The sequence below is a fragment of the Roseateles sp. P5_E11 genome, assembly GCF_054049355.1.
On the sequence record NZ_JBFUMO010000018.1, the window covers coordinates 13,986 to 27,318 of the forward strand.

The 13,333-nt window shown below is 68.7% G+C and carries 9 protein-coding genes; 2 read left to right on the forward strand and 7 right to left on the reverse strand.

The genetic code is table 11. The annotated features are described in order from the left end of the window. Positions 1–156: 156 nt before the first annotated feature. The 7 genes from ACXJKR_RS02915 to ACXJKR_RS02945 form a co-directional block, all read right to left on the reverse strand. A complete protein-coding gene (locus ACXJKR_RS02915) occupies positions 157–1,143 on the reverse strand; it encodes a tripartite tricarboxylate transporter substrate binding protein (protein WP_235531782.1) in 987 nt (328 codons plus the stop codon). Positions 1,144–1,311: 168 nt separating this feature from the next. Beyond that, a complete protein-coding gene (locus ACXJKR_RS02920) occupies positions 1,312–2,304 on the reverse strand; it encodes a Bug family tripartite tricarboxylate transporter substrate binding protein (protein ID WP_457320591.1) in 993 nt (330 codons plus the stop codon). A gap of 8 nt (positions 2,305–2,312) precedes the next feature. Further along, on the reverse strand, positions 2,313–4,349 hold the full coding sequence (locus ACXJKR_RS02925; RefSeq protein WP_457320593.1) for a diguanylate cyclase: 2,037 nt from the start codon (positions 4,347–4,349) through the stop codon (positions 2,313–2,315). Then, complete coding sequence (locus ACXJKR_RS02930; RefSeq protein WP_457320595.1) at positions 4,346–6,445, reverse strand: diguanylate cyclase; 2,100 nt, start codon at positions 6,443–6,445, stop codon at positions 4,346–4,348. Before ACXJKR_RS02930 ends, ACXJKR_RS02925 begins: the two co-directional genes overlap by 4 nt. A gap of 122 nt (positions 6,446–6,567) precedes the next feature. Continuing rightward, positions 6,568–8,253, reverse strand: a complete 1,686-nt coding sequence (locus tag ACXJKR_RS02935; protein WP_457320596.1) for an ABC transporter ATP-binding protein — start codon at positions 8,251–8,253, stop codon at positions 6,568–6,570. An 85-nt stretch (positions 8,254–8,338) separates the two neighbouring features. Next, complete coding sequence (locus ACXJKR_RS02940) at positions 8,339–9,394, reverse strand: ABC transporter permease (protein ID WP_457320598.1); 1,056 nt, start codon at positions 9,392–9,394, stop codon at positions 8,339–8,341. Next, positions 9,391–10,329 carry an ABC transporter permease gene (locus ACXJKR_RS02945; RefSeq protein WP_457320600.1) on the reverse strand — a complete coding sequence of 313 codons (939 nt, stop codon included), beginning with the start codon at positions 10,327–10,329 and terminating at the stop codon, positions 9,391–9,393. Before ACXJKR_RS02945 ends, ACXJKR_RS02940 begins: the two co-directional genes overlap by 4 nt. 143 nt (positions 10,330–10,472) lie before the next feature. Here ACXJKR_RS02945 and ACXJKR_RS02950 point away from each other — a divergent pair, with 143 nt between their 5' ends. Together ACXJKR_RS02950 and ACXJKR_RS02955 are read left to right on the forward strand one after the other, a co-directional pair. Further along, positions 10,473–12,281, forward strand: a complete 1,809-nt coding sequence (locus ACXJKR_RS02950; RefSeq protein ID WP_457320602.1) for an ABC transporter substrate-binding protein — start codon at positions 10,473–10,475, stop codon at positions 12,279–12,281. Continuing rightward, positions 12,281–13,333 (forward strand): ABC transporter substrate-binding protein (locus tag ACXJKR_RS02955; RefSeq protein WP_457320604.1); only part of this gene is annotated, 1,053 nt, incomplete at its 3' end. The genes ACXJKR_RS02950 and ACXJKR_RS02955, both read left to right, overlap by 1 nt.

A 13,333-nucleotide genomic window follows, 5' to 3' on the forward strand; every position in this document is an offset into this window, starting at 1 on the left:
TCATCGGTGATCGATGCCGTGAATGAGTCTTGCGGGCTGAGCGACGGGCCGCTCCCTAGCCGGCCCGCACTGGCGATGTGCTTGCGGCTCGATGCCGCAAGCATCGCCGTCCTCTCGGGGGACCGGCCAAGGTAAGCCTTGGACGAGGGGCTTCATCTAGTCGACCTTGGCGCCCGAGACCTTCACGACCTTGGCCCACTTGAGGGTCTCGCTGGCGATGAGCGCCGCGAACTCCGCGGAGGAGCCCCCACCAGCCACTGCGCCCTGGCCTGCCATCCGTTCGCGCAGCGCCGGCGTATTCAGCGCCGCGGCGGCTTCGCGCTGCAGGCGGGCGACCTGGTCGGCCGGCTGGTGGGCAGGCGCCAACAGGCCGAACCAGGAGCTGGCCTCATAGCCCTTCAGGACCGCGCCGCCCGCCTCGGCCATCGTGGGCAGGTCGGGCACGGCCGGGCTGCGCTGAGCGCTGGTGACGGCCAGGGCCAGCAGCTTGCCGGCCTTGATCTGCGGCAGCGCCGAGGGCAGGTTGTCGAACATCAGGTCGGTGTTGCCGGCGATCAGGTCGAGCAGGGCGGGACCCGAGCCGCGGTAGGGGAAGTGCAGCATGAAGCTGCCCGTCATGCTCTTGAACAGCTCGCCGGCCAGGTGGATGGACGTGCCGTTGCCGCTGGAGGCCATGTTGAGCTTGCCAGGATTGGCGCGCGCGACGCGGATCAGGTCAGCCACGCTGTGAATGCCATAACGCGCCGCGTTGGCGGGGTTGAGCACCAGCACATTGGGCACGGCCGCGACCAGCGTGATGGGCGCGAAGTCCTTCGCCGGGTCGTAGGGCAGCTTGGGGTAGAGGGACGCATTGATCGCGTGCGTGCCGACCGTGCCCATCAGCAGCGTGTGGCCGTCCGTGGCCTTGGCGACCTCGGCCGAACCGATATTGCCGCCGGCGCCAGGCTTGTTGTCGACGACGACAGCCTGCCCCAGGCGCTGCTGCAGTTCGGGCGCCATCGCCCGTGCCAGCAGGTCGGTCGTACCACCGGGCGTGAAGGGCACGACGAGACGGATGGGCTTGCTCGGCCACGGCGCTTGGGCGGCGGCAGGCAGCGCGAGGCTGCCGGCCAGGGCCGCAACTTGGCGACGGTTCAGCTTCATGGCGATCTCCATCAGTGATGCGCGTTCGGGCCGAGCGCCGGGCCGCTCCCAAGCCGGCCCGCGCTGGCGATGTGCTTGCGGCTCAATGCCGCAAGCATCGTCGTCCCCACGGGGGACCGACTGGGCTTGCCCGCGTCCAGCAGAGCAAGACCGGGCGAGGGGCTCACTCTATCTGTCTACCTTGACGCCCGAAAGCTGGACGACGCGCGCCCATTTGGCCGTCTCGGCGGCAATCAGCGCAGCGAACTCCGGCCCGCCGCTGCCATGCACGAGCATGCCACGTGCGGTCAGCCGCTCGCGCAGCGCGGGACTGGCGAGTGCGGCAACGCTGTCACGCTGCAGGCGGGCAAGCTGCTCCGCCGGCTGGCCGCTGGGAGAAAACAGGCCGATCCAGGCACTGGCCTCATAGCCCTTGAGCGCCGGCCCGCCGGCTTCTTCGACGGTGGGCAGCTCCGGCAGGCTGGGGCTGCGCCGCGCGCTCGTGACGGCCAAGGCCAGCAGCTTGCCGGCCTTGATCTGCGGCAGGGCCGAGGGCAGGGAGTCGAACATCAGGTCCATGTTGCCGGCGATGACGTCCTGCTGGGCCGAGGCCGCGCTGCGGTAGGGGAAGTGCAGCATGTAGGTCTGGGTCAGTCGCTTGAAGAGCTCGCCGGACAGGTGCGTCGGGTTGCCGTTGCCGCCGGAGGCGATGTGCAGGCGCCCGGGCTGGGTGGTGGCGGCGTGCACCAGGTCGCTCACGCTGCGCACGCCCAAGGCTTGCGCGACACCGGGGTTGATGACGAGCACCAGCGGCACGGTCGCGACCAGGCTGATCGGCGCGAAATCCTTCACCGCGTCATAGGGAAGGCGGCGCCACAGCAGCGGGTTGATGACATGCGTGCCAACGCTGCCCATCAGCAGCGTGTGGCCATCACTGGCGCCGGCGACTTCGGCGGTGCCGATATTGCCGTCGGCGCCGGGCTTGATGTCGATGGTCACCGGCTGGCCCAGGCTCTTCTGCAGCTCGGGCGCGAGCTGACGGGCGGCGACGTCGGCCGCGCCGCCCGCTGCATAGGGCACGACGATGCGCAGCGGCCGCGTCGGCCATGGACCACCGGGCTGACCGTAGGCTGATGGCGCGGATGAGGCGGCCAGCCACAGCAGCAGGTGGCGCCTTTGCATCAGGACGCTCATGGCTGCACCGGTCCGGGCAGCTGCCTGAGCTTGACCTGGCCATTCATGCAGGCGGCGTCGAAGTCCTGCAGCACGGCGGCCAACGCATGGGCGTTGGGGGCCTCGACGGCACTGATGCCGACACCACGGTTGCGACCCTCGGCCTTGGCCTGGTACAGCACCATGTCGGCCCAGTTGACGGCCTGCTCCCAATGCAGGCGCAGGCCCGCGCCGGCCGCGCCGCCGAGGGGGAAGCTCGCGAATCCGATCGACACCGTGATGCGCAGCGGGCCCTCGGCGGTCTCGATCGGCTGGCTGCCGATGCCGCGCAGGACGCGCTCGGCCATCAGCGCGAGGTCGTCGCCGGGCAGCGCGGGCGCGAAGACGAGGAACTCCTCGCCGCCCCAGCGCACCACGAGATCGGTATCGCGCACGGCGGCGCGGATGCGGCGTGCCACCTCGACGATGACGGCATCGCCGGCCGCGTGGCCGTGCCAGTCGTTGACGTTCTTGAAGTGGTCGATGTCGATCATCATCAGCGCGCCGACAAAGCCCTCGCCCTTGGCGTCGCGGGCGCTCTGGTCCATGACGGCCAGGAAGTGGCGCCGGTTGGACAGGTCCGTCAGCGGATCGCGTTCGCTCTGGGCCCGCAACAGGCTCTGGTTGGCCGTGAGGCGCGCCTGGGCGCGGCGCATGCGCACCAGCGTCACGCCGATGAGGGCGACGGACAGCAGCAGCAGCGCGCCGATGGCGAAGCCGACCTGCTGCGCGAGCTGCTGGTTGGAGATCTGCTGGTCCTTGAGCTGGCCGTCGCGGGCCAGCAGGTCGAGGTCGCGCTGCTTGGCGGCGCTGTCGTATTTGCGGCCCAGCTCCTCCAGCGCCGCGGCGCGGTTGCGCTCGTTGGCGCGGGTGTTGAGATCCCGCTCGGCATGCAGGGCCGCCAGCGCCTCCTTGTACTGGCCCGCTTCGCCCCAGGTGTCGCCCAGCTCACGCAGCTCGCGGGCGCGCGGCACCAGGTCGGCCGGGTCGGTGCCGAACTCGCCGACCTTGGCGAGCTCCTGGCGGGCCTGGTCGAACTGGCGCAGCTTGATGTGGGCCACGGCCAGGTTGTGGTGCAGGCTGCGCTCGTAAAAGCGGTCGCCAAAGCGCTGCAGCACCGGCATGGCACGCTGCCCGGCGACCAATGCCTCCTTGGCCATGCCCAGATGCATGTAGGAGTCGACCAGGTTGGAGCGCAGTTGCGCGGCCAGGTGGGGCGCATCGGCCTGCTCGGCCAGCAACAGCGCGGCCTCGACGGCGCTGCGCGAAGCCGCCATGTCGCGGGCGCGGCGCTCGACCGCGGCCTCGTAGTTGCGCACGCGGGCGCCAGCCACGAGGTCGCCCGCGGCCTCGGCCGCGGCGGCACGCAGCTCGGCTCGCGCGGCGTCCATGCGGTCCTGGGCCTGCTGCGCCACCGCCAGCATGCCGTGGCTGAGGGCGGTCAGATGCTTGTCATCGCCGGCACGGGCCAGGGCCAGGGCTCGCCTGATGCTGGCCTCGGCGACGGCGAAGGCGCCCTGGGCGTATTGCTCGCGCTGCAGGATGCGCAGGGCCTCCCAGGCGCTGCGGAAGTCGCAGCCCTGCTCGCGCACGGCACGCACCTCATCGCCGACGGGGCAGCGTTTGTCCAGGCCCGCCAGGGCCCGGGCAGCCAGGGCCGTGGCGGATCTGCCGGTACGTTCCTGAGCCAGGGCACGCAGCACCCAGCTGCGGTCGACGCCGTCCTCGCGGCCCATCAGTTGCACGGCAACGGCATCGGCCGCCCCGGCCTGGCCGGCAGCCAGCAGCACACGGCCCCGTGCCATCAGCCAGGCGGCCTCGCGCGRCTGGCCGGGCTCGGCATGGGTGGGCCAGCGCTGCTGCAGCTCGGCCAGCATGGCCTCGGGCGCATCGAAGGCGCGGCGGGTGATGTTGGCCAGCAGGGTGTCCTCGGCCACCGGGTCGGGCGCCGTGACCGGTGCTGCGGTCGCGAAGCCCGAAGCCAGCATCATCAGCAGCAACGCAATGGTTCTCATGCGTTGGCCGGCCGGCTGGCGGCGTCGGGATGGAAGCCGCTGTCGGCCGCGCGGGCCGGGCCGCTGAGGGCCTGCAGGCCCACCAGGCCCTCGGCCCAGGCGGCCTCCAGCCGGGCCGTCAACTGCGCCGCGGCCAGGGCATCCTCGGCATGAATGCGCTCGACGCCATAGGCCTTGTTGCGGCCATGCGCCTTGGCCAGGTACATGACGGTGTCGACGAGGTCGATGGCGCGTTCCCAGGACAGGCGCAGCCCGTGCGGCGCCACCGGCAGGCTGACGAAGCCGATGGAGGCCGTGACAGTCACCTCACGGCCCTCATACAGAACAGGCTTGCTGCCGACCAGGTCGAGCAGACGCTGGGCCAGTTGGTTCGCCAGCATGCCGTCGTGGCTGCGTGCCACGATAAGGAATTCCTCGCCGCCCCAGCGCACGATGAGGTCGTCGTCGCGCACGGCCTGGCGCAGCCGCTCGGCAATCTCGATGAGGACGGTGTCACCGGCGGCATGGCCGAAGCTGTCGTTGATGCGCTTGAAGTGGTCGATGTCGATGAGGAAGAGACTGGCCGCCAGACCCTCGCCGCTGGCCAGGGTCTTGATCGCGGCCTGGAAGTGGCGGCGGTTGGCCAGGCCGGTCAAGGGGTCGGTCTCGCTCTGGCGCTTCAGCGAGGCATTGCTGTGGGCCAGCGCCTCGTTGGTGCGACGCACGCGGCGGAAGGCCTGCCAGAGCAGGCCCAGCGACACCAGCACGCAGCCGCCCATGGCCGACCACAGCGTCAGCGCCAGGTTGCGCTGGTGGACCTGCTCGGCCTTGAGGGCGTTGTCGCGGTTGAGCAGTTCGATGTCGCGCGCGCGCTGCTCGGCGTCCTGGCGCTCCTGGGCCTCCAGCAGCAGCTTGCGGGTCTCGTCGCGCAGCACGCGCTCGTCCATGCGGCGATGCTCGCGGTAGGCGGCGATGGCGCCGGCCAGGTCGCCGGCGCGTTCCAGATAACCCGCGAGCTCCTGCCAGCCGGCGGAGGCGTAGGACATGGCGCCCTGCTGTTCGTCCAGCGTGATGCCGGCGCGCACGTCGTCGCGGCCCTCGGCGATGCGGCCCATGGCGATCTTGGCCAGGCCGATGTTGGAGCGGGCGACGCTTTCGGCGCTGATGTTGCGCGTCGCGCGCGCCAGCGGCAGCGCCTGCTCGGCGAGTTCCAGCGCCCGCGCCGGGTGGCCCTGGCGCAGGTGATAGTCGGCGAAGTTGGCCAGGCCCAGGGCGCGCACCGAGTCGGCACCAGCGCGCGTGGCCTGTTCCAGCGCATCCGAATTGGCCTGTAGCGTGATGCTGGAGTCACTGTCCTCGGCGTAGACGATGCCACGCATCGTGTAGACCTGGTTCAGCGTCATCGGGTCCGGGTCCTTCTGGGCCTCGGTGAGCGCCTGGCCGATGAGCTGGCGGGCGCGCGCCGGCGTGTCCGCACGGCTGGACGTGAAGGCCAGGTCCACCAGCGTCAACGCCACGCGCCAGGGCCGGCCGATCTGTTCGGCCAGGCGCTGGGCAGCGTGGCCCTGGTTCAGCGACAGGTCGAGTTCACCCGAATCGCTGGCGATGGCCATGAGCTGGTGGTGGTAGCGCCAGCGGAACACGGGCGCGGCGGCATTGAGCTGGGCGGCGTCCACAGCCAGCAGCGTCTTGCGCGCCTCGCGCAGGTCGCCGTGGGAGCGCAGGTATTCGGCGCTGGTGCTGGCGGCTGCGACGGCGGCCGCGGCGCGCAGTTCACCGGCTGGCCAGTCGCGCAGGCGCTGGGTGATCTGGTCGGTCAGCGCCCGGTCGCGTGCATAGGCGGCGAGCAGGCCACGCAGGGCCAGAACGTCCAGCTCGGCGGCGCTGCCGGCTGGCAGCTTTTCGCCGCGGACCCGCAGCTCCTGCTCCAGCGCCGCGGGCTTGGCGCGGGCAGCGCGCTCGATGCGTTCGAGGTCATGGGCCAGGCCTTCGTCCGGCACGTTCGATGCGGCGGAGGCGGGCGCACCGGGACCCTCGCTGGGCGAGCAGGCGCACAGCAATGCCAATGCGGCCAGCGCCGCGCACAGCGTCGATCGTGAAGCCAGGGATTGATGCATCGAAACGGTTGGCGGCCGGGCTTGCCGGGCCGCGCTGCTGATTTCAGCGCGGTTCGGCCTGGCTGTTGCGGATCCCACGTCAGAGACCGTTGAAATTACACGCAACCGTAAGAATCGCCAGGCTAGGCCGGTCGGGCGCCGGGCCCCTGATATCCGCGCGGCACCGCGCCAAGCAGGCGGCGCGTGTAATCCTCACGCGGGGCCTGGATGATCTCGCGCGTGGGTGCCTGCTCGACAACGTCGCCGTTCTGCATCACCAGCACCTCGTCGGAGATGAACTTGACGACGGCCAGGTCGTGGCTGATGAAGATGTAGCTCAGGCCGAATTCGTCCTGCAGGTCCTTCAGCAGGTTGAGCACCTGGGCCTGCACCGACACGTCCAGCGCCGACACCGCCTCGTCCAGTACCAGCACCTCGGGCTGCAGCGTCAGGCAGCGCGCGATGGCGATGCGCTGGCGCTGGCCGCCCGAGAACTCGTGCGGGTACTTGGCCATTGCGCTCTCGTCCAGGCCCACCTTCTTCAACAGGGCGACGSCACGGGCCTCGCGGTCGGCGGTGCTGGTGCCGATGCCGTGGATCTCCATCGGCTCGCGCAGCGTCTGGCCGATGGTGAAGCGCGGGTTCAGCGAGGCATAGGGGTTCTGGAACACGACCTGGATGCGGCGGCGCATCTGCTGCCAGTCGGCACCGCTCATCTTCAAGAGGTCCTTGCCTTCGAACAGCACCTGGCCGCCGGTGGGCTCATGCAGGCGCAGCAGCGTCAGGCCCATGGTCGTCTTGCCCGAGCCCGACTCGCCGACCACGCCCAGCGTGTGGCCCTTGCGCAGCTTGAAGTTGACGCCCTTGACGGCCTTGAACTCGCGCTTGCCGAACAGGCCGTCCTTGAGCCAGAAGCTTTTCTGCAGGCCGGTCACTTCCATGATGACGGGCGCGCTGTCGTCCTTCACCTTCGCGTCGTTGCTTGCCGCCCGGCCGGCGATGTGGTCGTCGATGACCATCAGCCGCGCCGGGTTCTCCGTCAGCGACGGCCGGCAGGCCAGCAGGGCCTTGGTGTAGGCGTCCTGCGGGTCGTTGAAGATCTGCGCCACCGGTGCGTTCTCGCGCACCTGGCCGTGGCGCATGACGACGACCTGGTCCGAGATCTCGCCGACGACGCCGAGGTCGTGGGAGATGAAGAGCAGGCTCATCTTGTGGCTCTCCTTGAGCCGCGCCATCAGCTCCATGACCTGGCGCTGGATGGTCACGTCCAGCGCCGTCGTCGGCTCGTCGGCGATCAGCAGCTTCGGGCTGCAGGCCAGGGCCACGGCGATCATCACGCGCTGCTGCTGACCGCCGGACATCTCGTGCGGATAGGCCTTCAGGCGCCGCTTGGGCTCGGGGATGCCGACCTCGTTGAGCAGCTCCTCGGCACGCACCAGGGCCTGGCGGCGGCTCATGCCCATGTGCTTCATCAGCGGCTCGCAGATCTGCGTGGCCACGTCGAAGACCGGGTTCAGCGAGCTCATCGGGTCCTGGAAGACGCAGGCGATGTCGCGGCCGCGGATGGCCTGCAGATCGCGCAGGGAAGCCTGCAGCAGGTCGCGGCCCTGGAACAGGATGCGCCCTTCGCGCTCGGCATTGCTGGGCAGCAGGTTGAGCACGGACATGGCCGTGACGCTCTTGCCCGAGCCCGACTCGCCGACCAGCGCCACGGTGCTGTTCTCCGGCACGTCGAAGCTGACGCCCTTGACGGCGAGCGTGCGCTGCATGGCGCCGTTCTGCTTGCCCATGCGAAAGGCGACTTTGAGATCTTGGATGCTTAGCAGCATGGCTGGCCTCCCGCCGGGCCGCCCCAAGGGCAGGCCGCGCCCCCTCGGGGGGCAGCGAACAAAGTGAAGCGTGGGGGCATCTGTTTCATTCCAGGCCTCGCAGCTTCGGGTCCAGCGCATCGCGCAGCGCGTCGGTGAACAGTGCGAACGCGGTGACGAAAACGGCCATGCAGGCCGTCACGGCGGCCAGCTGCCACCAATAGCCGAGGATCATTTCGTTCTGTGCCTCGGCCAGCATGGTGCCCCAGGACACCTGGTCGACGCCGACGCCCAGGCCGAGGTAGCTCAGGATGACCTCGCTCTTGATGAAGCTGACGACGTGCAGCGACAGCTGCACCAGCGCCACGTGCGACACATTGGGCAGGATGTGCTTGAACATGCGCGAGGCCTGCGAGGCGCCGATGGCCTCGGCCGAGCGCACGTACTCGCGCACGCGATGCTTCATGAATTCGGCGCGGATGAGGCGGTAGATGCCCGTCCAGCCCGTCAGCGCCAGGATCGAGACGACCGCGCCGACGCCGCGCGGGAAGATGGCCGCGAAAGCGAAGATCAGCAAGATGCTGGGGATGGCGGTGAAGACGTTGTAGACCCACTCCAGCAGGTCGCCGACCTTGCCGCCGAAGAAGCCCGAGATGGCGCCCAGCACGGTGCCGATCAGCGTCGCGACGAGGGCCGCCGCCAGGCCGACGACGATAGACACCTCGGCCCCCTTGATGACCTTGGCCAGCACGTCGCGGCCCAGGCGGTCGCCGCCCAGCGGCAGGGTCTCGGCCCTGGGCGCCTCCTCGGTCTTGAAGGCCTTGGCGCGCTCCRCCCACTCGGCGTAGCGCGGCGCCAGCGGGTCGATGTCGGACAGGTCGACGTTGGGGCCCTTGGGTGTGGCGATGGTGCCGGTGTCTTCCTGCGGCTGGGGCCCGAGCAGCGTGGGCGGCGCGTTGGGCACGCCGACCTCCTGCTGCCAGCCCGAGGCCAGCAGCTTGGTGGCCGCCAGCAGCACCAGGACGAGGAAGGCACCGACGACCCACATCGACACGACGCCGACGCGGTCGGTCTTGAGGCGCCGCCACGCGGCGGCCCAGACGCCGCCGCTCGAAGATTCCGCCGCCCGGACCGGGCCGGAGGAGTTGGAGACCGCGGTCATTTCAGCACCACGCGCGGGTCGACCATCTTGTAGAGCAGGTCGACGACAAGGTTGACGGTCATCGTCAGTGCGGCGAGGTAGATGGCAAAGGCCTGGATCACGGGATAGTCGCCACGGTTCACGGCCAGCAGCAGCTCACGGCCGAGGCCCGGGATGGAGAAGAACACCTCGATCAGGAATGACCCGACCAACACGCCAGGCAGCAGCACGGACACATTGKTCAGGATGGGAATCATCGCGTTGCGCAGCACATGCTTGAGCAGCACCGTGCCCTCGGTCATGCCCTTGGCGCGCGCGGTGCGCACATAGTCGTGGCCGATCTCGTCGAGGAAGAAGCTGCGGTACAGCCGGATCTGCGGCGCCATCGACACGGCCACGGCGACCAGCACCGGCAGCGGCGCGTAGGTGGTCAGGTTGGTCCAGTGGCTGCTCGTCCAGCCCTGCACGGGGAACCAACCCAGGCGGAAGGCGAAAAGGTACTGCGCCAGGATGACGTAGACCAGCAGCGAGATGGACACGGCCACAGTCGTGCAGATCATCACCGTGCGGTCGGTCAGGCTGCCGCGCACGGTCGCCACGGCCAGCGCGAAGGTGATGGCCAGCATCACCTCGAGGATGAGGATGGGCAGCGTCACCGTCAGCGTGGCCGGCAGCCGGGTGGCGAACAGGTTGGCGACCGATTCGTTGGTCGCCCAGCTCTTGCCCCAGTCGAAGCTGACGATCTGCTTGATGAAGATCCACAGCTGCTCCCAGACCGGCTTGTTCAGCCCGAGCTGCTCGCGGATGGACTCGATCTGCTCCGGGCTGGCGTTCAGGCCGCCGAGGATGATGGCCGGGTCGCTGCCGAAGTACTTGAAGAGGAAGAACACCAGCAGCACGACACCGAGCAGGGTCGGGATCATCTGCCACAGGCGTCGGATCAGATAGGCCGCCATTCAGGGCTCCAGAAACCACAAACCCCGCCGTGGGTGCGGGGTTACACGAGAGAACGGGGCGGAGTCTATGCGAGTCACCTTCGGCTTTGCGTTGACGGTTTCACTAGACTCCGCGACTTTCCTGCCACCCCGCGCACGTTGCGATGAAGCTTCCCTCCCTGCTGACCGCCCTGCTGCTGGCCTGCGCTCTCCAAGCTGCCCAGGCCCAGAGTCCGGCACAAGAAAAGGTGCTGCGCTACGCCTTCAAGTCCGCCGAGACCGGCTTTGACCCTGCCCAGATCACCGACACCTACTCCAAGGCGGTCGTGGCGGRCATCCTGGACGCGCCGCTGGAGTACGACTTCGGCGCCCGCCCCTTCAAGCTGCGCCCGGCCACGCTGACGGAGATGCCCGAGATCAGCGCCGACTTCAAGACGCTCACCTTCCGAGTCCAGCCCGGCATCCTCTTCTGCGATGACCCGGCCTTCAAGGGCGCCAAGCGCGAACTGGTCGCGGCCGACTACGTCTACTCGATCAAGCGCCACTACGACCCCAAGCTCAAGAGCGGCAACCTCTACCTGCTGGAGAACGCCAAGATCATGGGCCTGTCGGAGCTGCGCCGCGAGCTCATGAAGGCCAAGAAGCCCTTCGACTACGACCGCGAGGTCGAGGGCCTGAAGGTGCTGGACCGCTACACCTTCCAGGTCAAGCTGGGCGTCGGGGACCCGCGCTTCATCTACCAGTTCAGTGATGCCGGCTTCCTCGGCGCCGTGGCGCGCGAGGTCGTCGAGTTCTACGGCGACAAGATCATGGAGCATCCGGTTGGCACCAATGCCTTCCGGCTGGCCGAATGGCGGCGCAGCTCGCGCATCGTGCTGGAGAAGAACCCGAACTTCCGCGACGTTCGTTACGCCGAGACCACCCCTCCCGAGGCCGACCCGCGCGTGAAAGGCGAGGTGGCGGCGCTGCAGGGCCGCAAGCTGCCGATGGTGGACCGCGTCGAAATCGACATCATCGAGGAGGCGCAACCCCGCTGGCTGGCTTTCCTGCGCGGTGAGTTCGACGTCATCGAGGAGGTGCCGCCCGAGTTCGCCAGCATCGCGATGCCCAACAACCATCTCGCCCCCAATCTCGTCAAGCAGGGCCTGTCCATGACGCGCTACCCGCGCGCCGACGTCGCGGTGTCCTACTTCAACATGGAAGACCCGGTCGTCGGTGGCTATACGCCCGACAAGATCGCGCTGCGCCGCGCCATCAATCTGGCCGTGGACCTGGACAAGGAGATCCGCCTCGTGCGCCGCGGCCAGGCCGTCAAAAGCCAGAACGGCATCCCGGCGGTCGCCTTCGGCCATGACCCGGCAATGAAGACGGAGATGAGCGAGTTCGACCCCGCCAAGGCCAAGGCTCTGCTCGACCTCTACGGCTACACCGACAAGGACGGCGACGGCTGGCGCGACCAGCCCGACGGCAAGCCGCTGTTGCTGGAGTACGCCACTTCGCCCGACAGCACCTTCCGCCAGCTCGCCGAGCAGTGGCAGAAAAACATGGAGGCGCTGGGCGTGCACATGGTCTTCAAGATCGCCAAATGGCCCGAGCAGCTCAAGGCCGCCAACGCCGGCAAGTTGCAGATGTGGGGCGTCGGCTGGGTGGGCACGACGCCCGATGGCGATACCTTCCTGGCGCTGGGTTCCAGCAAGTCCAAAGGCAATGCCAACAAGGCCCGCTTCGATCTGCCTGCCTTCGAAGCCCTCTACGACCGCCAGAAGGCCCTGCCCGACGGCCTCGAGCGCCGGGCTGCCATGCAGGAGGCCCAGCGCCTGATGGTGGCCTACGCACCCTATAAATTCCACGTCCACCGCATCTGGACCGACATGGCCCAGCCCTGGGTGCGCGGCTACAGCCGCAACATCTTCGTGCGCGACTTCTGGAAGTACATCGACGTCGACCGTAGCGCCACGCCCAAGGCCAAGTGATGAAACACCTCCTCGCCCTGCTCACCGCCTGCCTGTCCCTGCTCACCCCGGCCCAATCTGCACACGCGGCCGAGCCGGTCAAGACGCTGCGCTATGCCTTCAAGATCGCCGAGACCGGCTTCGACCCGCCGCGCCTGGCGGACATCTATTCGCGCAGCATCACCGCCCACATCTTCGAGACGCTGTATGCCTTCGACCCGCTGGCAAGGCCGACGCGGCTGATGCCGCTGATCGCCGTCGGCGAGCCCGAGATCAGCGCCGACTTCCGGACCTTCACGATGAAGGTCAAGCCGGGCATCTACTTCGCCGACGACCCGGCCTTCAAGGGCAAAAAGCGCGAGGTCACGGCCGCGGATTTCGTCTACAGCATCAAGCGCTTTGCCGACCCGGCCACCAACGCCCAGGCCTGGACGAGCTACGAGGATCAGGACATCACCGGCCTGGGCGCGGCGCGCGACAAGGCCCTCAAGACCAAGCAGCCCTTCTCCTACGACACCGAGATCGCCGGCGTGCGCGCGCTGGACCGCTACACGCTGCAGATCAAGACCAATGGCCCGCGTCCGCGTCTGATTGAATCCATCTTTGCCGGCAATGACCTCTACGGCGCGGTGGCCCGCGAGGTGGTCGAGTTCTACGGCGACAAGATCATGGAGCACCCGGTCGGCACCGGCCCCTTCATGCTCAAGGAGTGGCGGCGCAGCTCGCAGATGGTGTTCGAGCGCAACCCCGACTACCGCGAGCGTCACTACGAAGCCCAGCCCGCGCCGGGCGACGCCGAAGCCCAGGCGATCTACGCGCGGTTCAAGGGCCGCCGCATCCCGATGATCGACCGCGTCGTCGTCGATGTCATCGTTGAGAACCAGCCGCGCTGGCTGGCCTTCCTGAACAACGAGCACGACTTCATCGAGAAGGTGCCCGAGGAATTCATCACCCAGGCCGCGCCGGGCGGCAAGCTCGCACCCAACCTGGCCAAGCGCGGCATGCAGGCCGTGTTCACGCTGGCGCCCGACATGACGCTGACCTGCTTCAACCTCGAAGACCCGGTCATCGGC

Excerpts from the sequence above, each read along its gene's own strand:
- ACXJKR_RS02915 (WP_235531782.1), bottom strand. The coding sequence starts at position 1,143 with ATGAAGCTGAACCGTCGCCAAGTTGCGGCCCTGGCCGGCAGCCTCGCG.
- ACXJKR_RS02920 (WP_457320591.1), bottom strand. The coding sequence starts at position 2,304 with ATGCAAAGGCGCCACCTGCTGCTGTGGCTGGCCGCCTCATCCGCGCCA.
- ACXJKR_RS02930 (WP_457320595.1), bottom strand. The coding sequence starts at position 6,445 with ATGCATCAATCCCTGGCTTCACGATCGACGCTGTGCGCGGCGCTGGCC.